Consider the following 24,589-nt stretch of genomic DNA (forward strand, 5'->3'; position numbering starts at 1 on the left):
CATCTGCCGCACGACGCGGTCGAATCTGTTCTGGGCGAGTGAAACACACCGAGGACGCTCAGTTCGAATGTCGTGGCCGCAGCGCGAGATCGCGGTTGGCTAACGATTCAGCGTCGGCCCGGACACCTTGGGCGATTGACACACCCGGGTCACGGCTGGCTCCCGAGCGGCGCAACGACCGCACGCACAACCCCTATGCTTACTGCCGACCAGAGGAGAGACCCATGCGCACCTTCGAGTCGGTCGCCGACCTGGCCGCCGCCGCGGGCGAAAAGGTCGGGCAGAGCGACTGGGTGACCATCACCCAGGAAGAGGTCAATCTGTTCGCCGACGCAACGGGTGATCACCAGTGGATCCACGTCGACCCGGAACGGGCCGCTGCGGGTCCCTTTGGCACCACCATCGCGCACGGATTCATGACCCTGGCGTTGCTCCCGCGCCTGCAACACCAGATGTACACCGTTAAGGGCGTCAAGCTGGCAATCAACTACGGCCTGAACAAGGTTCGCTTCCCGGCACCAGTACCCGTCGGCTCGCGGGTGCGTGCGACGAGCTCGCTGGTCGGTGTCGAGGATCTGGGCAACGGCACCGTGCAGGCGACGGTGTCGACGACCGTCGAGGTCGAGGGATCGGCCAAGCCGGCGTGTGTGGCCGAAAGCATCGTGCGCTACGTCGCCTGAGGCAACTCGCGGTCAGAATTCGGCGATCGCGTGCTCGAGGCGTTGGGCCAGCCAGGCCTCGGCGTGCGCGCGCCGGGTCGGAATGTGCTGTGACGGGAAAAGCGTTGTCACCGGCTGGTATTCGCGCAGCGTACGGCGGGCGACGGTCATCTTGTGCAGCTCAGTGGCGCCGTCGGCGATGCCCAGTGACTCGGCTGCCAGCATCATCTTGACGAACGGCATCTCGTCGGAGACCCCGAGCGCGCCGTGCAGGTGCATGGCCCGCTGCACGACGTCATGCAGCACCTGGGGCATCGCCACCTTGACCGCCGCGATGTCGCGGCGCACCTTTTGATAGTCGTGGTGTTTGTCGATAAGCCACGCGGTGCGCAGTACCAGCAGCCGGAACTGCTCGATCTGGATCCAACTATCGGCGATCTTCTCCTGGGTCATCTGCAGATCGGCGAGCCGCCCGTGTCTGGTCTGGCGCGACAGGGCACGCTCGCACATCATGTCGAATGCTCTGCGCGCCAGCGCGATTGTCCGCATCGCGTGATGTATTCGGCCGCCGCCCAATCGGGTCTGCGCGATCATGAACGCCTGGCCCTCGCCGCCGAGCACATGATCGGCCGGCACCCGGACGTCGTGGTAGCGGATGTAGCCGTGGCTGGCGTGCTGGGTGGACTCGGCTCCCACACCGACGTTGCGCACGATCTCGATGCCCGGGGTGTCGGCCGGGACGATGAACAGCGACATCTTCTCGTACGTACGGGCTTCCGGCTTGGTGACGGCCATGACGATAAAGAACGACGCATGCTTGGCGTTGGTGGAAAACCACTTCTCGCCGTTGATGATCCAGTCCCCGTTTCCCGCGGCATCGCGGGTCGCCGCGGTCACGAACAGCCCGGGATCGGAACCACCCTGCGGCTCGGTCATCGAATAGCAGGAGGTGATCTCGCCGTCGAGCAGCGGTCGTAGATAGCGGGCTTTCTGCTCGTCGGTGCCGAACAGCGCCAGGATCTCGGCGTTGCCGGAGTCCGGCGCCTGACAGCCGAACGCCGACGGCGCCCACCGGGAGCGGCCGATGATCTCGTTGAGCAGCGCCAGCTTGACCTGACCGAAGCCCTGTCCGCCGAGTTCGGGACGCAAATGCGCGGCCCACAACCCCTGGTCTTTCACCTGCCGCTGCAGCGGCCGCAGGATCGCCATCGTGTCGGCGTTCTTTTTGTCGTAAGGATCGAGGGCGACCAAATCGAGCGGTTCGAGTTCCTCGGCCATGAATTTTTCGACCCAATCCAGCTTGGACTGGTATTGCGGGTCGGTTTCGAAGTCCCACACCGTCGGCAACCGTTCCCCGGCGCGGCGTCGCACCGGCATCGTTGATAGAGCAAGACCATCGTAGGTGCGGTCTAGCGGCTTCAGCGCAGTTCCGGCAGGACGTTGGTGCGGTAGAAGTCGATGGCGGTGATCGGGTCGTCCTGGGGGAAATGCAGGAAGGGGACGGCGCCGGCGTCGAGAACCGCTTGCACCGCACCGATGTGGACGCCGGGATCGGTACCGACCGCCCAATTGGCCAGCACTTTCTCGATCGGGTTCGACTCGGCGGCACGCTGGATCTCGACCGGATTGGGCTGGTCGACGGCCCCGGCGGTGAATCGCCACAAGTCGGCGGCGCGGGCGGCCGCTTTGTCGTCGCCGACGACGGCGAACAGTTCGGCCCGCTTACCCAGGGTGGCGGGATCTCGTCCGGCCGCTTGAGCGCCCGCGGCGAACGCGGCGAGCAGCTTGGCGTCGTTGATGTCGCGGGCTTGGGCGATCCAACCATCACCGTATCGGCCGGCCAGGGTGGCGCTCTGGGGGCCGCTCGCGGCGACAAAGATCGGCGGCGGCATCGCCGGCGTGTCGTAGAGCTTGAGTTCGTCGGTCCGAAAATAGTGGCCCGTGAACGAGATCCGCTCACCGCTCCACAGCTGGCGGATCAGTACGATGGCCTCGATCAGCCGGTCGTGGCGCTCGCGGTAGTTGCCGAACGTGTCGGTGGCGGCTTGTTCGTTGAGCCGCTCGCCGGTGCCCAGCCCCAGAAACACCCGTCCGGGGTTCAGGATCGCCAGCGAGGCAAACGCCTGAGCGACGGTGGCCGGATGGTAGCGGTATATGGGACAGGTCACCCCGGTGCCGAACAAGATGCTGCTGGTGCTGTTGCCCACCAACGCCAGGGTCAGCCAGGGAAACATCGAATGGCCCTCGTTGTCTTGCCATGGCTGTAGGTGGTCGCTGGCCCACACATACCGGAAGCCAGCTTGCTCGGCGGCTTGGGCGTGCGCCACCAGCCGATCGGTGCGGAATTGTTCGTGGGATAAGACGACACCCACCCCGCGGCTTGCCGGCTCTGGGGTCGGCGTCGGACCGCTGCGCGTGCTGCAACCGCCGCCTAGCCCACCGGCGCCGATCGCGCCGAACCCGGCGGCCAGACCGAACGTCCGCCGTGAGATGCCGGTCATCGGGCTGCACTACCCGCGTCGCGCTGCAGCACACCTTCGAGAGTGCATCCTGACTCACCGTCGGCGCCACCGGTTAGCCTGGCGAGATGACCCCGCAGGCACGCCCAGCGCGCAGGGCCGATGTCCGCGAGCTGTCCCGCACCATGGCCCGGGCGTTCTATGACGATCCGGTCATGAGCTGGTTACTGTCGAACGACAACGCCCGCACCGCAAGGCTGACCCGGTTGTTCGCGACGATTGTCCGCCACCAGCATCTGGCCGGCGGTGGTGTGGAAGTGGCCCGCGGCGCGGCGGGCATCGGCGGGGCGGCGCTGTGGGATCCCCCGGATCGATGGCGGGAGTCGCGCCGCCAGCAACTGGCGATGACACCGGGGTTCCTGCGGGTGTTCGGCTTTCGGACGGCCAAGGCCCGCGCGGCGCTGGACGTGATGATGCGTGTGCATCCCGAAGAACCCCACTGGTATCTGGCCGCCATCGGCAGCGACCCGACGGTCCGCGGCCAGGGGTTCGGTCAGGTGCTGATGCGGTCACGGCTGGACCGTTGCGATGCCGAACACTGTCCGGCCTACCTCGAATCCACCAAACCCGAGAATGTGCCCTACTATCAACGGTTCGGTTTCCGGGTGACCCGTGAGATCGCTCTGCCCGACGCGGGGCCGCCGCTATGGGCGATGTGGCGGGAGCCTCGGTAGCGGTTCTTGGCAGCTGGATCGTTCGTCCGGCCGGGTGATCACTGCGCGACCGTGAATCTGGCGACGCCGCACCGGCGTGTCGCGTCGCCAGACTCACAGTCGCGGCAATCTCTGACCGCCGGTGCGCTGAGATAGCTCCCGAGGTGCAAAAGTGGTGCGCAGATCGTCAGGCTGAGCTTGCCGGGATCGCGTGGGTCGGCACCCGCAGCCGTCGTCTGCCACCCAATAGTGTGTGCGACCCGCCCGGTACACGCGGAATCAACGGGTATGCGGTTCTGGCATAGGCTTGTCAGGCAATGATCGCTCTGCCCGCCTTGGAAGGTGTCGAACATCGGCACGTGGATGTGGCGGAAGGCGTCAGGATCCACGTTGCGGACGCCGGGCCGGCCGATGGTCCGGCGGTAATGCTGGTGCACGGCTTCCCGCAGAACTGGTGGGAGTGGCGCGCCCTCATCGGCCCGCTGGCCGCCGACGGCAACCGGGTGCTGTGTCCCGACCTGCGCGGCGCGGGCTGGAGTTCGGCGCCCCGCTCGCGGTATACCAAGACCGAGATGGCTGACGATCTGGCTGCGGTTTTGGACGGCCTGGGTGTGGCCAAGGTCAAGCTGGTGGCCCACGATTGGGGTGGGCCGGTCGCGTTCATCATGATGTTGCGCCATCCCGAGAAGGTGACCGGGTTTTTCGGCGTGAACACCGTGGCACCCTGGGTGAAGCGCGATCTTGGCATGCTCCGCAATATGTGGCGGTTCTGGTATCAGATCCCCATGTCGCTGCCGGTGATCGGCCCGCGGGTGATCAGCGATCCTAAGGGCCGCTACTTCCGGCTGTTGACCGGGTGGGTCGGGGGCGGATTTCGGGTTCCCGATGACGACGTGCGCCTGTACTTGGACTGCATGCGCGAGCCGGGGCACGCCGAGGCCGGATCGCGGTGGTATCGCACCTTTCAGACCAGGGAAATGCTGCGCTGGCTGCGCGGCGAGTACAACGACGCTCGGGTCGATGTCCCGGTCCGATGGCTGCACGGCACCGGAGATCCGGTGATCACGCCCGACCTGCTGGACGGCTATGCCGAGCGGGCCAGCGATTTCGAGGTGGAGCTGGTCGACGGCGTGGGCCATTGGATCGTCGAGCAGCGACCCGAGCTGGTGCTCGACCGGGTGCGCGCGTTCCTAGCTGCGGGGACCGAGCAGCGCGATTGACGCATCCACCGCCGGCTCGACGATGTTCCGGATCGGCTGGCCGTCCTCGACGGTCAGCGCGGTCAGTTCACGCAAACCGCCCAGCAAGATTACGGCCAGTGGCACATTCAGTGGCGGTAGGTTAGCCCGCCGGAACCCAGGGCTGGCGCTGAGCTCGATCAGCAGGCTGGTTAGCTGCTCCATGCCGCGGCGCTGGACGGGGTAAGCGGCGGCACCGAGCGACGGGAATTCACGGATCCAACTCAACGTCACCGCCGGCCTGGATTCGATATGGGTGACGTAGGCCTCGACCGCCTGACGAATCTGGTCGTGCCAGTCGGCGTTTGGATCGACGGCCGCCCGGATGCTGTTGCCCAACGTCTCGTTGTCCGCTAGCAGGAGTTCCAAAAAGCACTGTTCCTTGCTGGTGAACCGGTCGTAGAACGTGCGCTTGGATGTGCGGGCGTGCCGGACGATGTCGGAGACGGTGGTGGAGCGATAACCCCGCTCACCGATCGAGGCGACCAGGCCGTCGAGCAACCGTAGCCGAAACGAGTCGGTCTCGACGACCAACGCGCCGGCGGCGACTGCTGTCACCCGCGCCTCCTCTGCCTATCCCTTGTCAGGTTTGGTACCAAAGAGTACCGTACTGGACAAGCCACGGTACACCACCGTACCACGCCCGATCCAGGGACGTTAGGAGCAACACCGCCATGAGCGAAGTCGTCACCGCCGCACCGGCACCGCCCGTAGTCCGACTTCCCCCGGCGGTCCGCGGGCCGAAGTTGTTCCAGGGATTGGCCTTCGTGGTGTCACGGCGACGGCTGCTGGGGCGGTTCGTGCGTCGCTACGGCAAGGCCTTCACCGCCAATATCCTGATGTACGGCCGGGTCGTGGTGGTCGCCGACCCGCAGCTAGCCAGGCAGGTCTTCACCAGCAGTCCTGAGGAGCTGGGCAACATCCAGCCCAACCTGAGTCGGATGTTCGGTTCCGGCTCGGTGTTCGCGCTGGACGGCGACGACCACCGGCGGCGGCGCCGGCTACTGGCGCCGCCTTTCCACGGCAAGAGCATGAAGAACTACGAGACCATCATCGAAGAGGAGACCCTGCGCGAGACCGCCAATTGGCCGCAAGGCCAGGCTTTCGCAACGCTGCCGTCAATGATGCATATCACGCTCAACGCCATCCTGCGTGCGATCTTCGGGGCCGGCGGCAGTGAACTAGACGAGCTGCGCCGCCTCATTCCGCCGTGGGTCACGCTGGGCTCGCGCCTGGCCGCGCTACCGAAACCCAAACGCGACTATGGCCGCCTTAGCCCGTGGGGCCGGCTGGCCGAGTGGCGGCGCCAGTACGACACTGTCATCGACAAGCTCATCGAAGCCGAGCGGGCCGACCCGAACTTCGCCGATCGGACCGACGTATTGGCGTTGATGCTGCGCAGCACTTACGACGACGGTTCCATCATGTCGCGCAAGGACATTGGCGACGAGCTGCTCACGCTGCTGGCCGCCGGGCACGAAACCACGGCGGCGACACTGGGCTGGGCGTTCGAGCGGCTCAGCCGGCACCCCGACGTGCTCGCGGCTCTGGTCGAGGAGGTCGACAACGGCGGTCACGAGCTGCGTCAAGCGGCGATCCTGGAGGTACAGCGGGCCAGGACCGTCATCGATTTTGCGGCTCGTCGCGTCAATCCACCCGTTTACCAGCTCGGCGAGTGGGTGATTCCCCGCGGGTATTCGATCATTATCAATATCGCCCAGATACATGGCGATCCCGACGTCTTCCCGCAGCCGGATCGCTTCGACCCGCAGCGCTACATCGGAAGTAAGCCATCCCCGTTTGCGTGGATCCCTTTTGGTGGCGGGACCCGCCGCTGTGTCGGGGCCGCATTCGCCAACATGGAGATGGATGTGGTGCTGCGAACGGTGCTGCGCCACTTCACCCTCGAGACCACCACGGCCGCGGGCGAGCGCAGCCACGGTCGAGGAGTTGCATTCACCCCGAAGGATGGCGGTCGGGTGGTGATGCGCCGACGCTGACGGCCAGCTCGGGCCCGCGTTCAGGTCCCGAGTTCGGGTGAAAGGCTGGCCCGCAGTGCAGATTCGGCGGTCCGTCGGGGTAGCCTCCAGCCGGGCCGGACGAAGTGGCACGTGTACCCGTTGGGGTAGCGCTGCAGGTAGTCCTGGTGCTCGGGTTCGGCTTCCCAGAAATCCCCGGCCGGGCTGACCTCGGTCACCACCTTGCCGGGCCACAGGCCGGATGCCTCGACATCGGCGATGGTGTCCAGCGCGATCCGCTTTTGCTGCTCATCGAAGTAGAAGATGGCCGACCGGTAGCTGGTCCCCCGGTCGTTACCTTGCCGGTCTTTGGTTGTCGGGTCGTGGATCTGGAAGAAGAATTCCAGCAGGGTGCGGTAATCGGTGACCGTGGGGTCGAAGATGATTTCGACGGCTTCGGCGTGCGTGCCGTGGTTACGGTAGGTTGCGTTGGGGATGTTCCCGCCGCTGTAGCCCACCCGCGTGGAGACCACACCGGGCTGGTTGCGGATCAGATCCTGCAGCCCCCAAAAGCAGCCGCCGGCGAGGATCGCTTTCTGATTGCTCGTCATTTCCGGACCTCCCGATCAGGCTACACTCCGGCGATGGAGTGTAACGGCGCGAAGACCGCACTGTGAGCGCTTCGGAGTTCTCCCGTGCTGAACTCGCCGCCGCCTTCGAGAAGTTCGAGAAGACCGTGGCCCGCGCCGCCGCGACGCGCGACTGGGATTGCTGGGTGCAGCACTACACCCCCGACGTCGAATACATCGAGCACGCGGCGGGCACCATGCGAGGCCGCCAGCGGGTACGTGCCTGGATTCAAGAAACGATGACGACCTTCCCGGGCAGTCACATGGTGGCCTTCCCGTCGCTGTGGTCGGTGATCGACGAGTCCACCGGGCGAATTATCTGCGAATTGGACAACCCCATGCTCGACCCCGGCGACGGCAGCGTGATCAGCGCGACGAACATTTCGATCATCACCTATGCCGGCAATGGCCAGTGGTGCCGTCAAGAAGACATCTACAACCCGTTGCGGTTCCTGCGGGCGGCGATGAAGTGGTGTCGCAAGGCGCAGGAGTTGGGCACCCTCGACGAGGACGCGGCGCGTTGGATGCGCCGGCATGGAGGTCCTTAAATGAACGCACCCAAGCTGGTCATTGGCGCGAACGGCTTCCTGGGTTCGCACGTGACTCGCCAGCTCGTCGCCGACTGCGCGCCGCAGAAAGGTGAGGTACGCGCGATGGTGCGACCCGCTGCCAACACCCGGAGCATCGACGATCTACCGCTCACCCGATTCCACGGCGACGTCTTCGACACCGCCACCGTGGCCGAGGCGATGGCCGGCTGCGACGACGTCTACTACTGTGTGGTCGACACCCGCGCCTGGTTGCGCGATCCCTCCCCGCTGTTTCGCACCAATGTGGCAGGCCTGCGCAACGTCCTCGATGTGGCCACAGACGCCAGCCTGCGCAGGTTCGTCTTCACCAGCAGTTATGCGACGGTGGGTCGTCGGCGTGGACACGTGGCGACCGAAGAAGACCGGGTGGATACCCGCAAGGTGACTCCTTACGTGCGGTCCCGGGTGGCGGCCGAGGATCTGGTGCTGCAATACGCGCACGACGCAGGTCTGCCCGCCGTCGCGATGTGTGTGTCGACAACCTACGGCGGCGGCGACTGGGGCCGCACCCCACACGGCGCCTTCATCGCGGGCGCGGTATTCGGCAGGCTGCCCTTCACGATGCGCGGCATCCGGCTGGAGGCGGTGGGTGTCGACGACGCTGCTAGGGCGCTGATCTTGGCGGCCGAACGCGGGCGCAACGGCGAACGGTACCTCATCTCCGAACGCATGATGCCGTTGCACCAAGTGGTGCGGATCGCCGCGGATGAGGCAGGTGTCCCGCCGCCACGATGGTCGATCTCGGTGCCGGTGCTTTACGCCCTGGGTGCGCTGGGCAGTTTGCGAGCCCGACTCACGGGCCAAGATACCGAACTCAGCCTGGCGTCGGTGCGCATGATGCGGTCCGAGGCCGACGTCGACCACGGCAAGGCCGTCCGCGAGTTGGGTTGGCAGCCACGTCCGGTGGAGGAGTCGATCCGGGAGGCCGCCCGGTTCTGGGCGGCGATGCGCACCGCAGGGAAGGACCCCGCGGCCTCGTAATCCGAAAAGGCCTAGGGACGCTGCCGGGAATGTTGATCGCCGGCACGTGTTGCACAGGTCATGAGCAACCGGATTGTGTTAGAACCCAGCGCCGATCACCCGATCACCATCGAGCCGACCAACCGACGGGTGCAGGTACGCGTCAATGGCGAGGTGGTCGCGGACACGGCCGCGGCACTGCGCTTGCAGGAAGCCAGTTACCCTGCAGTGCAATATATTCCGTTGGCCGACGTGGTACAGGATAGGCTGATTCGCACCGACACCAGCACCTATTGCCCGTTCAAGGGTGAAGCCAGCTATTACAGCGTGACCACCGACGCCGGCGACATCGTCGACGACGTGATGTGGACGTACGAAAGCCCTTATCCGGCGGTAGCGGCGATCGCGGGGCATGTCGCGTGCTATCCGGACAAAGCCGAAATCAGCATCTTCCCTGGGTAGCGCAGGCTACCGGGTACACCTCGGCCAACGACTGGGTGTCGCTGTATTCGCGCAGCGAGACGATCATCCCGTCACGGGTCTCGAAGATGCAGACGAACGGGCTGTCATATCGGGTCCGGTCGGCGCTCACACCCTCGCAATGCCCCTCGACCACCACCGTTTCACCCTCGTTGACGCAGCGGATGAGTTCGATGTTGACCTCGAAGACCTGCTTGCGCCGCTCGACTGCTCGCCGAAACGTTTTCTTGTCCAATTCCGTACGGGTGACGATGCTCCAGTAGGTGAAGTCGTTGCTGAGCAGCGCGAAGCCTTCGTCGAGATCTCCGCCCTCGCAGAGGCTTTGCAGGAACATCCAGGCCAGTTCGGCTTGCGGGTCGTCGAACGGCGTCATCACATCGTCATCTTGTCTCGGGAGACAGCGTGCGGTCAATTGACGTGGTCGTCGAAGCGGTGGTCACCTTCGCGGGGGCGGCCGGCTTCGCGCACACCTTGGCGCCGTTGCGTCGCGGTCAGCAGGATCCATGCTTTCGGGTCCCCGGTGACGGCACTATCTGGCGGACCAGCTTGCTGCCCACCGGGCCGGTCACCGCGCGGATCAGCCGTGCTGGGCGCGACGCCGCCCGTTGCGTGGCGTGGGGCAGCGGTGCCGAGGAGTTTGTCGACATGGCGCCCGCCATGCTGGGCGCCGCCGACGACGCTAGCGATTTCGTGCCGCGGCATCCGGCCGTGGCCGCCGCGCACCGCCGGCTGCCGAACTTGCGCCTGGGCCGCACCGGCCAGGTGCTGGAAGCCTTGATCCCGGCGGTCATCGAGCAGCGGGTACCCGGCGCCGACGCGTTTCGGTCGTGGCGGCTGTTGGTGTCCAAGTACGGAACGCAGGCCCCCGGTCCGGCGCCACCCGGCATGCGGGTGCCGCCGTCGGCCGAGGTGTGGCGTCACATCCCGTCCTGGGAGTTTCATCGCGCCAATGTCGACCCGGGGCGGGCTCGCGCGGTGGTGGGTTGCGCGCAGCGGGCGGCGTCGCTGGAGCGGCTGGTGTCGCTGCCCGCGGCTCGGGCGGCGGAGGCGCTGACATCGTTGCCTGGAGTCGGGGTATGGACCGCGGCCGAGACCACACAACGCGTGTTCGGTGACGCCGACGCCGTGTCGGTCGGCGACTACCACATTCCGAAGATGATCGGCTGGACGCTTGTGGGCCGGCCGGTCGACGACGCCGGCATGCTCGAGCTGCTGGAGCCGATGCGCCCGCATCGCCACCGGGTGGTCCGCTTGCTCGAAGCCAGCGGCTTGGCGCGTGAGCCGCGCCGCGGGCCCCGGCTGCCGGTACAGAACATCCGGGCGCTGTAGGGGAGTTTGACGGGGGTCTTGCTCGGTCCGGCGCCCCGATTCCCGCCAGATCGGCTGCCGGCGCCGCTAAGCCGTTGTCGGCCGATCACTGCCTCCGCGTTCGGCCTCGGCGGTCTGCCGGTTCAGTCGCTGCGTCTCGTAGATGGTGACGTTGGTGCGAGACAACAACAGTGCCGCGATACCGACGGCGATGATCGCTCCAGGCACCACCGAGAACGAGCCGGTCATCTCAGCGACCATGATCATGACGGCCAGCGGCGCGCGGGAGACACTGCCGAAGCACGCCATCATTGCGACCACGACGAAGATGCCCGGCTCGTGGGGAACCCCGGGCAGCTCGGTGAGCTCGCCTAGCCGCCAGATCGCCGCTCCGACGAAGGCGCCGATCACGATTCCCGGCCCGAATAGCCCGCCTGATCCGCCGGTGCCGATCGACAGCGACGTCGCGAGGATCTTGGCGATCGGCAAGACGATGACGATCCACAACGGGATGCTCAGCAGCGTCCCCCGATCGGCGGCTAGCTGCGCCCAGCCATAGCCGCTGCTCAGGATCTGGGGAATCGGCAGACCTAACAGCCCGACCAGCAGTCCGCCGATCGCCGGTTTGAGCACCGGGCCCCCGGGCAGCCGGCGCGTAATTGCCACCGACGCGTGAAAGACTCGGGCATACAAGTAGCCTACGGCGGCTGCAATCAGCCCGATCACCACGAACCACAGTAGTGGCCACGCCTTTTCGAAGCGATACTCGGCGTCGATGTAGCCGAACAGCGGGTCGAAGCCCAAGAAGGCGCCGAGCACGGCGTAGGCGGTTCCCGAGGCGATGAAACCCGGCAGCAGGTTGCGGTAGTCGAAGTCGTCGCGGTAGGGGATCGAGGCGCCCAACGCCGCTCCGCCCAGTGGCGCAGCGAAGATGGCGCCGATGCCGGCGCCGATACCCAGCGCTACCGCGGTCCGGCCGTCTTCGTTGGACAGGTTCAGCCGGCGGGTCAGCAGTGAGCAGAAGCCGGCCGAGATCTGCGCGGTCGGGCCTTCGCGGCCGCCTGAACCGCCCGAGCCGATGGTCAAGGCGCTGGCCACCATCTTCACCAGCACCGCCCGACCTCGGATGGCGCGCGGATCGCCGTGCACCGACTCGATCGCTTCGTCGGTGCCGTGACCGGTGGCCTCCGGGGCGAGCTTGGCCACGATCAATGCCGACAGCACCGCCCCGCCCGTCGTCACCAGCGGAATCGCCCACGGACGCGCGAAACCGGTGGACCCGCGGTGGCCGCCCTCCCCAACGGGAGTGGGAATCTGATAGTCCGCGAGGTAGCCGAGCAGAAACTCGCTGGTGTATTTCAGCGCGAGGTAGAAGACGACGGCGCCCAGGCCGGCAATGACACCGATCGTGATGCCTAGCAGGAACCATTTGCGCAGGTAGCCCGCGCTCCTGATCGATACGCCGAATCGTCCGCCGGCGGCCTCGTTCCCGATGTCTTCCGCCTCCGGCATGGTCGGGAGGTTAGCAGCATGCCAAGCGAACACCGACCAGTCGCCCGGCGCCATCCCAGAGTTGGCCAGCGCTATCCGACTTTACGATCAGCAGCGCAACCATGGCCCAGGTCTGGACGTACGCGATCACCGCCGCTGTGCGGCGAGGAGATCCGAAACTGTGCCGCACTCTTTGACCCCGACCTCTGTCATGACGCCGCCGCTCGTTGTGGCCGCGTTCAGGCCGGTCGGTCATTACCGACTCGCAACGGACAGAGCCGGTTGGCCCTGCTCGCCCCCGGCGACCGGAGCCAAGCTGACAAGTTCCGTAGCATCCCGCCCAACGGTAGGTACCAAGCCGCAGTGGTGGCACACTTTAGTGATGTCAATGTCGCTCACGGCCGGTCGCGGCCCGGGACGTCCCCCGGCGGCGAAAGCAGATGAGACTCGGAAGCGTATTCTGCACGCCGCCCGTCAAGTGTTCAGCGAACGTGGTTATGACGGCGCGACTTTTCAGGAGATCGCCGTCCGCGCCGACCTGACCCGACCGGCGATCAACCACTACTTCGCCAACAAGCGGGTGCTCTACCAAGAGGTGGTGGAGCAAACCCACGAACTCGTCATTGTGGCCGGCATCGAACGGGCACGCCGCGAGCCGACCTTGATGGGGCGGCTGGCGGTCGTCGTTGACTTCGCGATGGAGGCCGATGCCCAGTATCCCGCCTCGACCGCGTTCCTGGCCACCACCGTGCTCGAATCCCAGCGGCATCCAGAATTGAGTCGGACCGAAAACGATGCGGTGCGAGCAACCCGAGAATTCCTGGTTTGGGCTGTCAATGATGCGATCGAACGCGGTGAACTAGCCGCCGACGTCGATGTCTCTTCGTTGGCCGAGACGCTGTTGGTCGTGTTGTGTGGCGTGGGCTTCTATATCGGTTTTGTCGGGAGCTATCAGCGGATGGCGACCATCACCGATTCGTTCCAGCAGCTGTTGGCCGGCACGCTCTGGCGGCCTCCGACCTGACCGAGACCTAACCGGCGGCCCCGAAGCGTAGTGATGTGCCACACAAATCGTATAGGTTACCTAACTTACTTAGGTAGCATGGCATGCCGTGACCGAACTCGACGACGTGTCCTCGTTACCATCCTCGCGACGGACCGCTGGCGATACCTGGGCGATCACCGAAAGCGTTGGCGCCACCGCGTTGGGGGTCGCGGCGGCACGTGCCGTGGAAACGGCCGCGACCAATCCGCTGATCCGTGACGAGTTCGCCAAGGTGTTGGTGTCGTCGGCGGGTACCGCCTGGGCACGGCTGGCCGACGCCGATTTGGCCTGGCTCGACGGTGATCAGCTCGGCCGACGCGTGCATCGGGTTGCCTGCGACTACCAGGCGGTGCGCACCCACTTCTTCGACGAGTACTTCGGTGCCGCCGTCGACGCAGGTGTCCGGCAGGTGGTGATCCTCGCTGCCGGACTGGACGCTCGGGCCTACCGCCTGAACTGGCCGGCGGGCACTGTGGTTTACGAGATCGACCAGCCTTCGGTGTTGGAGTACAAGGGGGGGATTCTTCAATCGCATGGCGCGGTTCCAACGGCGAGACGGCATGCCGTCGCGGTGGACCTGCGCGACGACTGGCCGGCCGCGCTGATAGCTGCCGGATTCGATGGCACTCAACCGACTGCCTGGCTAGCCGAGGGCTTGCTGCCCTACCTGCCCGGCGACGCCGCGGACCGGCTATTCGACATGGTCACCGCGCTCAGCGCACCGGGCAGCCAGGTCGCTGTCGAGGCTTTCACCATGAACACAAAGGGCAACACGCAGCGCTGGAATCGGATGCGCGAGCGACTCGGTTTGGACATCGATGTCCAGGCGTTGACCTACCACGAGCCCGACCGGTCGGATGCCGCGCAATGGCTGGCTACGCATGGCTGGCAGGTGCACAGCGTGAGCAATCGCGAGGAGATGGCCCGACTGGGCCGGGCGATCCCGCAAGACCTGGTCGACGAGACCGTCCGCACCACGTTGCTGCGAGGGCGTCTGGTCACACCCGCTCAACCGGCGTGACACCGGCATCACGAGAACCAGAGGGAGCACAGGATGAGCGCCATGCGCACCCATGACGACACCTGGGATATCAAGACCAGCGTCGGCGCCACCGCAGTGATGGTGGCTGCTGCCCGGGCCGTCGAAACCGACCGGCCCGACCCGCTGATCCGCGATCCCTACGCCAGACTGCTCGTCACCAACGCCGGGGCCGGCGCCATCTGGGAAGCCATGCTCGACCCGACACTGGTAGCCAAGGCGGCTGCCATCGATGCCGAAACCGCGGCCATCGTCGCCTATCTGCGCAGCTACCAAGCGGTGCGGACCAACTTCTTCGATACCTACTTCGCCAGCGCTGTCGCCGCCGGAATCCGGCAGGTAGTGATTCTGGCGTCCGGACTGGATTCCCGCGCCTATCGCCTGGACTGGCCCGCCGGAACCATCGTGTATGAGATCGATCAACCCAAGGTGCTTTCCTACAAGTCCACGACGCTGGCGGAAAACGGGGTAACGCCGTCGGCTGGTCGCCGTGAGGTGCCCGCCGACCTGCGCCAGGACTGGCCCGCCGCGCTGCGTGATGCCGGGTTTGACCCGACGGCACGCACGGCGTGGTTGGCCGAGGGGCTGTTGATGTACCTACCGGCCGAGGCCCAGGACCGGCTGTTCACCCAGGTCGGCGCCGTGAGCGTGGCGGGCAGCCGGATCGCGGCCGAGACTGCGCCGGTGCACGGCGAAGAGCGGCGAGCAGAAATGCGGGCACGGTTCAAGAAAGTGGCCGATGTGCTCGGTATCGAGCAGACCATCGACGTGCAGGAACTGGTCTACCACGACCAGGATCGGGCGTCCGTTGCCGACTGGCTCACCGATCACGGTTGGCGGGCCCGATCCCAACGTGCGCCCGACGAGATGCGCCGCGTGGGTCGCTGGGTTGAGGGGGTGCCGATGGCGGACGACCCGACTGCGTTCGCCGAGTTTGTCACCGCAGAGCGGTTGTAGCGAGCGCATCCGACTGACCTTATATATCCGGATATATGGCTGGATCTTTTCTATTGCTGGTTCAACCGGGTGACTAGGATCGCGGTTATCACCGATGAGTGACCGCGTCAAGGCGGTCGCGCCGCCGGACGGAAGGACGATGATGACCACCGAATCGGTTGCCCGGAAGACCCAGAAATCTGAGACCGAGGCTCCGCGCGAACCGGCGCCCGTTTCGGATGAAAAGCAAACCGATGTCGCTAAAACGGTGGCTCGGCTGCGAAAGACCTTTGCCAGCGGGCGTACCCGCAGCGTCGAGTGGCGCAAGCAGCAGTTGCGCGCGCTACAGAAGTTGATGGACGAGAACGAGGACGCGATCGCCGCGGCACTCGCCGAGGATCTGGATCGCAATCCGTTCGAGGCATACCTCGCTGACATCGCGACGACCTCCGCCGAAGCGAAATACGCGGCCAAGCGGGTGCGCAGGTGGATGCGGCGCCGCTACCTGCTGCTCGAGGTGCCGCAGCTGCCCGGCCGCGGCTGGGTGGAGTACGAGCCATATGGCACCGTGCTAATCATCGGTGCCTGGAACTACCCGTTCTACCTGACCCTGGGTCCGGCGGTCGGAGCCATTGCCGCTGGAAACGCCGTCGTGCTCAAACCGTCGGAAATCGCCGCTGCATCGGCGCACTTGATGACCGAATTGGTGTATCGCTATCTCGACACCGAAGCGATCGCGGTCGTGCAGGGCGATGGTGCGGTGAGTCAGGAGCTGATCGCTCAGGGTTTCGACCGCGTGATGTTCACCGGTGGCACCGAGATCGGCCGCAAGGTCTACGAAGGCGCCGCGCCGCACCTGACCCCGGTCACCCTCGAGCTCGGCGGCAAGAGCCCGGTGATCGTCGCGGCCGATGCCGATGTAGATGTCGCGGCCAAGCGGATCGCCTGGATCAAACTGCTCAACGCCGGGCAGACATGCGTTGCACCCGACTATGTGCTGGCGGATGCCACCATCCGCGACGAGCTGGTCAGCAAGATCACCGCGGCCCTCACCAAGTTCCGCTCCGGTGCGCCGCAGGGCATGCGCATCGTCAACCAGCGTCAATTCGACCGGCTGAGTGGATACCTCGCCGCAGCGAAAACCGACGCTGCAGCCGACGGCGGCGGGGTCGTCGTGGGCGGCGACTGTGACGCATCGAACCTGCGCATCCAACCCACCGTGGTCGTCGATCCCGACCCGGACGGGCCGTTGATGAGCAACGAGATCTTCGGACCGATCCTGCCGGTGGTCACCGTCAAATCTCTGGACGACGCGATTCGCTTCGTGAACTCGCGGCCCAAGCCGCTATCGGCGTACCTGTTCACTAAGTCGCGTGCGGTTCGCGAGCGGGTGATCAGGGAGGTGCCGGCGGGCGGAATGATGGTTAACCATTTGGCTTTTCAGGTGTCGACGGCCAAACTGCCGTTCGGTGGTGTCGGCGCATCGGGCATGGGTGCCTACCACGGCCGTTGGGGTTTCGAGGAGTTCAGCCACCGTAAGTCGGTGTTGACCAAACCAACCCGACCCGACCTGTCCAGCTTTATCTACCCGCCGTACACCGAGCGCGCCATCAAGGTGGCTCGCCGGCTGTTCTGACCTGGGCGCGGGTTGTCGCCCCGTTGACACCCGACTCGCTATAACCCCGAATTGTGATTGCGGAGAGGAGCCTGATGCCCGGAGTGCAAGATCGCGTCATCGTCGTTACTGGAGCCGGCGGTGGCTTGGGCCGCGAATACGCCCTTACGCTCGCCGGGGAGGGCGCCAGCGTCGTGGTCAACGACCTCGGTGGCGCCCGCGACGGCACGGGCGCCGGTTCGGCGATGGCCGATGAGGTCGTCGCCGAGATTCGCGACAAGGGGGGCCGGGCGGTCGCCAACTACGACAGCGTCGCCACCGAGGACGGCGCAGCGAACATCATCAAGACCGCGCTTGACGAATTCGGCGCCGTGCACGGTGTGGTGAGCAACGCCGGGATCTTGCGCGACGGCACCTTCCACAAGATGTCGTTCGAGAATTGGGACGCCGTGCTTAAGGTGCACCTTTATGGCGGATACCACGTGCTACGCGCGGCCTGGCCGCATTTCCGTGAGCAGAGTTACGGCCGGGTCGTGGTGGCGACCTCCACCAGCGGGCTGTTCGGCAACTTCGGCCAGACCAACTATGGGGCGGCCAAGCTTGGTCTGGTCGGCCTGATCAATACGCTGGCGCTGGAGGGAGCCAAGTACAACATCCACGCCAATGCTCTTGCCCCGATCGCGGCGACCAGGATGACCCAGGACATCCTGCCGCCCGAAGTACTGGAAAAGCTCACACCCGAGTTCGTCGCACCGGTGGTGGCCTACCTGTGCACCGAGGAGTGTGCCGACAACGCATCGGTGTACGTCGTCGGTGGTGGCAAGGTGCAGCGAGTTGCGCTGTTTGGCAACGACGGCGCCAACTTCGACAAACCGCCGTCGGTACAAGATGTTGCGGCGCGGTGGGCCGAGATCACCGATCTGTCCGGTGCGAAAATTGCTGGATTCAAGTTGTAGAAGTAAATGAAGGCTTGTGTCGTAAAAGAACTTTCCGGCCCGTCCGGCATGGTGTACACCGACATCGACGAGGTATCCGGTGACGGCGGAAAGGTTGTTATCGACGTACGGGCCGCCGGCGTCTGCTTTCCGGACCTGCTGCTGACCAAGGGCGAGTATCAACTGAAGCTAACGCCGCCGTTCGTGCCCGGCATGGAAACGGCGGGTGTGGTGCGTTCAGCGCCGTCGGATGCGGGTTTCCATGTGGGCGAACGTGTTTCAGCATTCGGAGTGCTCGGCGGCTACGCCGAACAAATAGCCGTACCGGTGGCCAATGTGGTTCGCAGCCCCGTCGAGCTCGATGACGCCGGGGCGGTGTCGCTGTTGGTGAACTACAACACCATGTACTTCGCCCTGGCTCGGCGTGCCGCGCTGCGACCGGGAGACACCGTGCTGGTGCTCGGCGCCGCCGGCGGAGTGGGCACGGCCGCCGTCCAGATCGCGAAGGCGATGCAGGCTGGCAAGGTGATAGCCATGGTGCACCGCGAAGGTGCGATCGACTATGTCGCTTCGCTCGGTGCCGACGTGGTGCTTCCGCTGACCGAGGGCTGGGCTCAGCAGGTGCGTGACCACACCTACGGTCAGGGGGTGGACATCGTCGTCGATCCCATCGGCGGACCTACATTCGACGACGCGCTCAGCGTGCTGGCGATCGACGGCAAGTTATTGTTGATCGGCTTTGCCGCGGGTGCTGTACCGACCCTCAAGGTCAACCGGCTGCTGGTGCGCAATATCAGCGTGGTGGGCGTCGGGTGGGGCGAGTATCTCAACGCGGTTCCCGGTTCGGCCGCCTTGTTCGCCTGGGGGCTAAACCAGCTGGTCTTTCTGGGGCTCAGACCGCCTCCGCCGCAACGCTATCCGTTGTCGGAAGCACAGGCCGCGTTGCAGAGTCTGGACGACGGCGGTGTGCTAGGCAAGGTTGTGCTCGAGCCCTAAGCGCATGCTCGCGATTCGGCGATACGGTGATGCTGTCACTGATCAGCCGGCCAACACGAGGAATTCGCACCCGCTGCCGGCGTGACCAACGCCACGCTGGCAGCAATCGGGTATCCGATCGCGTTGGCCAGCAAGCTGTTGGCGATATCGGCCGTCGAAAGCACAACCGCGTAGCCGTCCGCAACCACAGTGGAAATGGTGCTGGCGATCTTGGTGTGCGCGAGCGCTTCGATGCCAGGGTCAGGGAGCCCGGTGGGCGCCCGGTCGTCGGGCAACGTCAGCATCGACGAGCCGCCGGTCTGTGACAAGTTCGCCAACAACGGATTGGGCAGCCACGCCGGTACCTGGCGCGGATGTGGTGCACGAACGCGTTGACATATTGGGGGCTCTTCGCAGATGAGGGTGTAGGGCGGGTCGGCGCGTCGTTGCCGGGTAGGGGTCGAGGTCTTTCGATGATGGGCGGTTCCACGCTGCCGAAAAGGAAGACCTCGGCGTGTCTGCCCGACGCACTAGGTCGCAAGGGTACCCGAGGGTGCACGTTGACGGGGTGAGGCCAAGCGGGCGCCGAGCGTGAACTGAGGGCGAGATTTCGGCCGATTTTCCGCCCTCAGTTCACGCTGGGCGACGGCGCCAACGAGCTGCCCCTGGCCGGTCGCACCAAGACGCCGCATACGTACCAAACTTCCCATACTCACCCATCGCGGTGAACCCCAAACCCAATGCCGGCCACCATTGGCCTTCCGGATGGATTGGTGCCAGCAGCAACCGCCATCATCGAAAACTGTCGGCGGCCACGTCAGACTGCCCAGTGATGGCCATATAAGTGCCCGCTGGCGGTCATGAAAACTGCCCGCTGGCGGTCACGAGATCTGCCCAGTTGATTTGTTCGTCCCGCGTGCCTGCGAGGTGCGGGGGCCCCTCCTCGGGTGCGCTGAACGGTGCCAACCGTTGTTCAGCTCCCGAGGAGGGGTGAAGTGAAGTCTGCCGAGGAGATCATGGAAATTCTGGAAGCCTACGATTTGACCGGTTCGTTGCGTGATGCGGCGGAACTGGCGGGGTGCTCGCATCACACGGTCGCCGAGTATGTGGCCGCGCGGGAGCGGGGCGAGTTGACGCCCGGGCGCGCGGCGCGGCGGGAGATGCTGGTGGATCCGTATCTGGACAAGCTCGAGGAGTGGGTCGACCGCTCGCGGGGCAAGGTCCGCGGCGATGTCGCCCACGAGAAGCTGGTCGCGTTGGGGTATGCGGGTTCGCAGCGTACGACACGGCGGGCGGTCGCCGAGGTCAAGGCAGCGTATCGGGCGGGGCGACGGCGGGTGCACCGTCCGTGGATCACCGAGCCGGGGATGTGGTTTCAGTACGACTTCGGGGATGGCCCGCGCGTGAGAGGTGTTGGCACGCAATTGTTTTGCGCGTGGCTGGCGTGGTGCCGGTTTAGGGTGGTGCTGGCGCTTTTGGATAAGACACTGCCATCGGTGATGGCCGCGATCGATACAACGCTACGCGTCTTCGGTGGGGTGCCCACCTACGCGTTGACCGATAACGAGAAGACCGTGACCAGCGAGCATGTCGCGGGGATACCGGTGCGCAACGCCAAGATGCTGGACTTCGCCCGCCATTACGGGCTCACGATCGCCACCTGCGTGCCGGCCGATCCGGCCAGCAAGGGCGGCTCGGAAAACGCGGTCAAGATCGCCAAGGCCGATCTGGTGCCCTGTGAGGCCAACCTGCTACCGGAATACCACAGTTTCGCCGAGCTGCAAGCGGCGTGCGCGACGTTTTGCCAGCAGGTCAACAATCGCCCGCATCGGGTCACGCGGCGCATCCCGGCGGAGATGCTGGCCGAGGAACGCGCCCGGTTACACCCGTTACCCGCCCATCCCTACACCGCGGCGTTCGGGGTGACCCGCACGGTGCCGCCCAACACCGCGATGATCACCTTTGAGCACGGGTCGTATTCGGTGCCGCACACCTTGTGCGGGCAGACGGTGTGGGTGCGGGCCCACGACCAGCAGGTAGTGGTCGTGCACCTCGGCCATGCCGGCCCAGTCGAAGTCGCCCGCCACCAGCGCACCACGCCGGGTAACCCGCGGGTGGATGACGCGCATTTCCCACCCCGGCCCAAGGGGCCGCTGGGCCGAACACCACGCGCGAAAACTGTTGCTGAGGCGCAGTTTTTGGCTCTCGGTGACGGGGCAGCATTGTGGTTGACCGAGGCCGCCGCCGCGGGATGCTCGCGGATTCGGGCCAAGATGGCCGGGGCGGTCGATTTGGCCGCACTGCACGATCGGGGCAGCGTGGACCGCGCCTTGGGCCAAGCCGCGACCGCGGGCCGGTTCGGCCACGGCGATCTGGCCGCCATCGTGGCCCATCAGGCCGGCGACCCCGACCACCACAGCGCCTCGCAGCCCGCCCACGCGGGCGAGTACAACAGCCTGGCCCAAGGCACCGGTGGCTGGGCGAAGCTCGGTGAGCAGGAGGCCAACTAACGATGGCCTACCTCGACATCTCCTTTAAGACCACATCGATCCTGCTCAACACCTGCGGCGCCGACGATCCCGACCAACTGGTCGGCGTGGCCGCCGCAGAACTGTTCCAGTGGGCGTGGCTGATCGGCGAGCTCGCCAGCTGGCTCGCCGACGCTGACGAGCACACCCACGCCGACTTCGACCGGTTCTTCAGCAGCTACCGCGGCGTCGACAAGACCGCAGGGTTGGCCACCCACATCGCGCAGCGCATCGCCGCGCTGCTCGACGGGGACCGGAGCCAGCCATGAGCACAACAACACCGCCACCACCACCGCTAGACGACGAGCTGATGCGGCTGCTCAAGCGGATGCGGCTGCCTTACATCCGCAACGCCGCACCCGAGCTGCTGGCCACCGCCAAGGCGCAACGCTGGGACCCTGCCGAGGTGCTCAAAGCGCTTCTGACCGAAGAGGTCAACGGGCGAGACCGCTCCGCGCTGGCCATCCGCCGCACGCGGGCCGGTTTTCCCACCGGTAAGACCTTCGCCGCGTGGGACCCCGCACTGTCGTCCATCCCCGCACCCACCCAGGCCGCGTTGCGCACCCTGGAATGGATCCACCGACGCGAAAACCTGGTGGTCTGCGGGCCGTCGGGCACCGGCAAGACGTTCCTGCTCGAAGCCCTCGGCCAACAAGCCGTCGAAACCGGGCTCCACGTCGCGTGGTTTAGCCTCGAACAACTCGGCGCCCTGGTGCGCCGGCACCGCGCCGACGACACCGTCACCAAAGCCATCAGCCGTATCCTGCGTGCCGATCTGGTCGCGGTTGATGACATCGGCCTGCTGCCGGTCGGCACCGACGCCGCCGAAGGGCTCTACCGGCTTGTCGACGCCGCTTACGAGAAACGCTCCATCGCACTATCAAGCAATCTTCACCCGGCAGGATTCGACGAGTTGATGCCCAAGACACTGGCCACCGCCACCGTCGACCGGCTCCTGCACCACGCCCACGTCTGCCAGACCAGTGGCGACAGCATCCGACTTACCCAAGCCATGGCCGGCAAGGGGGTGAACGCCTTGACCTAACCCCCAGCCACGTCTGGTGGCCGCCAGCAGGCAGATCTCGTGGCCGCCAGCGGGCAGTTCTCATGACCGCCACTGGGCAGTTCCCCATGTCCCTTGACAGAAAACCGGCTCTTCATGATCGAGGGCCGGCAGCGGCTCGAGCAGCGGCAGGCCGGGGTGATCACGTAGTAGTGCTGAATGACCCGAGCACGGGGTCGATCAGATGCTGAAGCTTTGCAGTTGCTGAATAATGTCGGCCAATGTCACCACGATCGCGATGAATTCAATCATGCCGCCCAGCGCGGCCAACCCAATGGTGGCCGCGAGCGGCAGCTCGATCGCCGCGCGCAGGTTGCCGGCCGCCAGTTGATTCACGAACAGGGTGAGGTCATAGGCGGGCAGGATAGTGACGAAGGCAAGACCCAGATCTGCCGTCGGAAGAAGAATCGAGTAGCCGGTCGACACAACGGAAGCGAAAGTGTCCGCGATGTTGATGAGCGTCGCCGGTTGTGGCGGCGGTGGCGGCGGTAGCACCGTCGGCACATACGGCGGGAACGCGGGCATCGGAGTCTGGGGCAGGGTGTTCAGGGCGGCTGGCAACTCGACCATGAAGTCGTTGACGCCCTGTTGCGTTCCGGCAACCAGGGCGTCGGCGACAACGCTCGCCGGGACATCCGGGAAGAGCCCGAATGGGGTAGGCACGTTCGCCGGGCTCGTCGAATAGCCGAACCTCGGGTCGCCGTAACCTAGATTGACGATTACTTCCAAGTTCGGTTCGACCAGCGCCGCCAGCGGTGGACCAATGACCGGGATTGCCCGCAACGGGGCCAGCAGCGGCAGATGCTCGGTTTCAATGATGTAGTACGTGTTCGACGTCGTACCCTGTGTCGGCAACTGCGTGGCCGACGCGATCTGTGCCGGTGTGAGGTCCGCATACGTGGTGTGCACCGTGAGTATCCCGAACACCGCGTTGATATCGGACAGGACATTGAGCGGATACCGCGGGAAGTCGGCGAAACCGTCGTACTCGAGGGTGTAGGTCGTCGTCGGATAGGGATTGTCCGGGGTCGCCCCGTAGAACGGTAGGCCGAGGGTGGTGACATTCAGACCGGGTATGCGCGCAAGTATCCCGCCATTGGGATTCATCTCGTTGCCGATCAAGATGAAATTGAGCTGGCTGGGGCTGGGAGCGTTGGGACCCAGCGAGATGAGGTGCTGCATTTCCAGGGACGCGATGACGGCGCTCTGCGAATAGCCGAACACGGTGACGTGGTTTCCGGCGTTGATTTGCTCCCAAATCGCGCCGTCGAGAATCTGCAGGCCCAACTGCACCGAGGTTTGGAAGGGCAGGGATTTGACGCCGGTGATCGGATATAGCTCTTCGGGCGTCACCAGCGCTTTGATGACCGGATTCGAGACGACGGGGTCGATGAACAAGGTCGTGATGGCGTTGAGGTAACTCGGCGTGGGTATCGGTGACCCGGTGCCGCCCATGATGATCGCCGTATTTTGGTTGAACATTGGCGGTAGCACCGGGGGTGAGGTTGGCCTAAAGAGTCCGGCCGTCGCCTCATGCACCAGCGCGGTCGTGTTGGTGGCCTCGGCATTGACGAAGGCGTTTGCGGCCGCCGCCAACCTCTGGGTGAATTCGTTGTGAAACGCCGCAACCTGTGCGCTGATCGCCTGGAATTGTTGGCCGTACGCGCCGAACAGCGTGGCAAGGGCCGTGGACACTTCGTCCGCGGCGGCCGCCGCCAGGCCGGTTGTCGGGGCCGCGGCGGCCGCCGTAGCCTGGTTGATCGCCGAGCCGATCCCGGCCAAATCGGTCGCCGCCGCTGCCAATACCGACGGCTGCGCGAATACGTACGACAAACCCGATCCCTCCTTGCCGACGGGGCCCATAACCCACCCGTCGAGCCGATACGTTGAGCGTAAAGCGACTCCGCGGTTGTGTCTGGCCTTTGGACTGAACCCAGATGGGGGCATGCTGCCTCGTCATTGGCGAGG

25 protein-coding genes are annotated in these 24,589 nt (G+C 65.5%); 17 read left to right on the forward strand and 8 right to left on the reverse strand.

Annotated features, from left to right (window positions below; genetic code table 11):
- Window positions 1–224 precede the first annotated feature (224 nt).
- Window positions 225–680 carry a 3-hydroxyacyl-thioester dehydratase HtdZ gene (gene htdZ, locus MCAN_RS00715; protein WP_003400912.1) on the forward strand — a complete coding sequence of 152 codons (456 nt, stop codon included), beginning with the start codon at window positions 225–227 and terminating at the stop codon, window positions 678–680.
- Window positions 681–692: 12 nt separating this feature from the next.
- Here htdZ and MCAN_RS00720 read toward each other — a convergent pair whose 3' ends face one another.
- Window positions 693–2,036, reverse strand: a complete 1,344-nt coding sequence (locus MCAN_RS00720; protein ID WP_014000054.1) for an acyl-CoA dehydrogenase family protein — start codon at window positions 2,034–2,036, stop codon at window positions 693–695.
- A 41-nt stretch (window positions 2,037–2,077) separates the two neighbouring features.
- The gene (locus tag MCAN_RS00725; RefSeq protein ID WP_014000055.1) at window positions 2,078–3,160 is read right to left on the reverse strand and encodes a F420-dependent hydroxymycolic acid dehydrogenase; all 1,083 of its coding nucleotides are present in this window, start codon (window positions 3,158–3,160) and stop codon (window positions 2,078–2,080) included.
- Between the two features lie 86 nt (window positions 3,161–3,246).
- Between MCAN_RS00725 and MCAN_RS00730 the strand changes: the two genes are divergently transcribed.
- Window positions 3,247–3,852: a GNAT family N-acetyltransferase gene (locus MCAN_RS00730; protein WP_003400924.1), complete on the forward strand. Its 606-nt coding sequence runs from the start codon at window positions 3,247–3,249 to the stop codon at window positions 3,850–3,852.
- A gap of 296 nt (window positions 3,853–4,148) precedes the next feature.
- Window positions 4,149–5,051, forward strand: coding sequence for an alpha/beta fold hydrolase (locus MCAN_RS00735; RefSeq protein WP_014000056.1), 903 nt, complete (start codon window positions 4,149–4,151; stop codon window positions 5,049–5,051).
- Here MCAN_RS00735 and MCAN_RS00740 read toward each other — a convergent pair.
- On the reverse strand, window positions 5,022–5,627 hold the full coding sequence (locus tag MCAN_RS00740) for a TetR/AcrR family transcriptional regulator (RefSeq protein WP_014000057.1): 606 nt from the start codon (window positions 5,625–5,627) through the stop codon (window positions 5,022–5,024). The genes MCAN_RS00735 and MCAN_RS00740 overlap by 30 nt on opposite strands.
- Before the next feature lie 116 nt (window positions 5,628–5,743).
- Between MCAN_RS00740 and MCAN_RS00745 the strand changes: the two genes are divergently transcribed.
- Window positions 5,744–7,069 carry a cytochrome P450 gene (locus MCAN_RS00745; protein WP_003400938.1) on the forward strand — a complete coding sequence of 442 codons (1,326 nt, stop codon included), beginning with the start codon at window positions 5,744–5,746 and terminating at the stop codon, window positions 7,067–7,069.
- A 20-nt stretch (window positions 7,070–7,089) separates the two neighbouring features.
- On the opposite strand, the gene msrA is transcribed toward MCAN_RS00745, so the two are convergent.
- Window positions 7,090–7,638, reverse strand: coding sequence for a peptide-methionine (S)-S-oxide reductase MsrA (gene msrA / locus MCAN_RS00750; protein WP_003400942.1), 549 nt, complete (start codon window positions 7,636–7,638; stop codon window positions 7,090–7,092).
- A 62-nt stretch (window positions 7,639–7,700) separates the two neighbouring features.
- Here msrA and MCAN_RS00755 point away from each other — a divergent pair, with 62 nt between their 5' ends.
- Genes MCAN_RS00755 through MCAN_RS00765 form a run of 3 tightly spaced genes read left to right on the forward strand, consistent with a single transcriptional unit; the run spans window position 7,701 to window position 9,668 of the window.
- Window positions 7,701–8,204 carry a nuclear transport factor 2 family protein gene (locus MCAN_RS00755; protein ID WP_014000058.1) on the forward strand — a complete coding sequence of 168 codons (504 nt, stop codon included), beginning with the start codon at window positions 7,701–7,703 and terminating at the stop codon, window positions 8,202–8,204.
- Complete coding sequence (locus MCAN_RS00760) at window positions 8,205–9,227, forward strand: NAD-dependent epimerase/dehydratase family protein (protein ID WP_014000059.1); 1,023 nt, start codon at window positions 8,205–8,207, stop codon at window positions 9,225–9,227.
- A 60-nt stretch (window positions 9,228–9,287) separates the two neighbouring features.
- A complete protein-coding gene (locus MCAN_RS00765; protein ID WP_014000060.1) occupies window positions 9,288–9,668 on the forward strand; it encodes a DUF427 domain-containing protein in 381 nt (126 codons plus the stop codon).
- On the opposite strand, the gene MCAN_RS00770 is transcribed toward MCAN_RS00765, so the two are convergent.
- Window positions 9,649–10,059: a nuclear transport factor 2 family protein gene (locus MCAN_RS00770; protein WP_014000061.1), complete on the reverse strand. Its 411-nt coding sequence runs from the start codon at window positions 10,057–10,059 to the stop codon at window positions 9,649–9,651. The two genes, MCAN_RS00765 and MCAN_RS00770, sit on opposite strands and share 20 nt — an antisense overlap.
- A 29-nt stretch (window positions 10,060–10,088) precedes the next feature.
- On the opposite strand from MCAN_RS00770, the gene MCAN_RS00775 reads away from it, so the two are divergent.
- Entirely contained in the window at window positions 10,089–11,015 is a 927-nt protein-coding gene (locus tag MCAN_RS00775) for a DNA-3-methyladenine glycosylase family protein (protein WP_014000062.1), read from the forward strand.
- 66 nt (window positions 11,016–11,081) lie between these two features.
- Here the strand turns inward: MCAN_RS00775 and MCAN_RS00780 are convergent, their stop codons facing one another.
- On the reverse strand, window positions 11,082–12,560 hold the full coding sequence (locus tag MCAN_RS00780) for a chloride channel protein (RefSeq protein WP_003899828.1): 1,479 nt from the start codon (window positions 12,558–12,560) through the stop codon (window positions 11,082–11,084).
- Between the two features lie 313 nt (window positions 12,561–12,873).
- Here MCAN_RS00780 and MCAN_RS00785 point away from each other — a divergent pair, with 313 nt between their 5' ends.
- The 6 genes from MCAN_RS00785 to MCAN_RS00810 all read left to right on the forward strand — a co-directional run bounded on the left by MCAN_RS00785 (window position 12,874) and on the right by MCAN_RS00810 (window position 19,051).
- Window positions 12,874–13,509: a TetR/AcrR family transcriptional regulator gene (locus MCAN_RS00785; RefSeq protein ID WP_003911117.1), complete on the forward strand. Its 636-nt coding sequence runs from the start codon at window positions 12,874–12,876 to the stop codon at window positions 13,507–13,509.
- 88 nt (window positions 13,510–13,597) lie between these two features.
- Window positions 13,598–14,551: an SAM-dependent methyltransferase gene (locus MCAN_RS00790; protein WP_014000064.1), complete on the forward strand. Its 954-nt coding sequence runs from the start codon at window positions 13,598–13,600 to the stop codon at window positions 14,549–14,551.
- Window positions 14,552–14,593: 42 nt separating this feature from the next.
- On the forward strand, window positions 14,594–15,526 hold the full coding sequence (locus tag MCAN_RS00795) for a class I SAM-dependent methyltransferase (protein ID WP_003900814.1): 933 nt from the start codon (window positions 14,594–14,596) through the stop codon (window positions 15,524–15,526).
- A gap of 139 nt (window positions 15,527–15,665) precedes the next feature.
- A complete protein-coding gene (locus tag MCAN_RS00800) occupies window positions 15,666–17,141 on the forward strand; it encodes an aldehyde dehydrogenase family protein (RefSeq protein WP_041179805.1) in 1,476 nt (491 codons plus the stop codon).
- Window positions 17,142–17,215: 74 nt separating this feature from the next.
- Complete coding sequence (locus MCAN_RS00805; protein ID WP_003400979.1) at window positions 17,216–18,076, forward strand: SDR family oxidoreductase; 861 nt, start codon at window positions 17,216–17,218, stop codon at window positions 18,074–18,076.
- A 6-nt stretch (window positions 18,077–18,082) separates the two neighbouring features.
- Window positions 18,083–19,051, forward strand: coding sequence for an NADPH:quinone oxidoreductase family protein (locus MCAN_RS00810; RefSeq protein WP_014000066.1), 969 nt, complete (start codon window positions 18,083–18,085; stop codon window positions 19,049–19,051).
- 35 nt (window positions 19,052–19,086) lie between these two features.
- Here MCAN_RS00810 and MCAN_RS00815 read toward each other — a convergent pair whose 3' ends face one another.
- Window positions 19,087–19,335, reverse strand: a complete 249-nt coding sequence (locus MCAN_RS00815) for a hypothetical protein (RefSeq protein ID WP_015287769.1) — start codon at window positions 19,333–19,335, stop codon at window positions 19,087–19,089.
- Between the two features lie 690 nt (window positions 19,336–20,025).
- On the opposite strand from MCAN_RS00815, the gene istA reads away from it, so the two are divergent.
- From istA to istB, 3 genes are read left to right on the forward strand one after another with little or no spacing between them, the layout of a single operon-like run.
- Entirely contained in the window at window positions 20,026–21,540 is a 1,515-nt protein-coding gene (gene istA, locus MCAN_RS00820; protein WP_014000067.1) for an IS21 family transposase, read from the forward strand.
- Window positions 21,541–21,542: 2 nt separating this feature from the next.
- Window positions 21,543–21,827 (forward strand): hypothetical protein, encoded by a 285-nt coding sequence (locus MCAN_RS00825; RefSeq protein WP_014001192.1) that lies wholly within the window; start codon window positions 21,543–21,545, stop codon window positions 21,825–21,827.
- On the forward strand, window positions 21,824–22,603 hold the full coding sequence (gene istB / locus MCAN_RS00830) for an IS21-like element helper ATPase IstB (RefSeq protein WP_014000068.1): 780 nt from the start codon (window positions 21,824–21,826) through the stop codon (window positions 22,601–22,603). Before MCAN_RS00825 ends, istB begins: the two co-directional genes overlap by 4 nt.
- 198 nt (window positions 22,604–22,801) lie before the next feature.
- On the opposite strand, the gene MCAN_RS00835 is transcribed toward istB, so the two are convergent.
- Entirely contained in the window at window positions 22,802–24,454 is a 1,653-nt protein-coding gene (locus tag MCAN_RS00835; protein WP_041179806.1) for a PE family protein, read from the reverse strand.
- Window positions 24,455–24,589 lie beyond the last annotated feature (135 nt).

It is taken from the genome of Mycobacterium canetti CIPT 140010059 (assembly GCF_000253375.1).
In the GTDB taxonomy this organism is placed as follows: Bacteria; Actinomycetota; Actinomycetes; order Mycobacteriales; family Mycobacteriaceae; genus Mycobacterium; species Mycobacterium tuberculosis.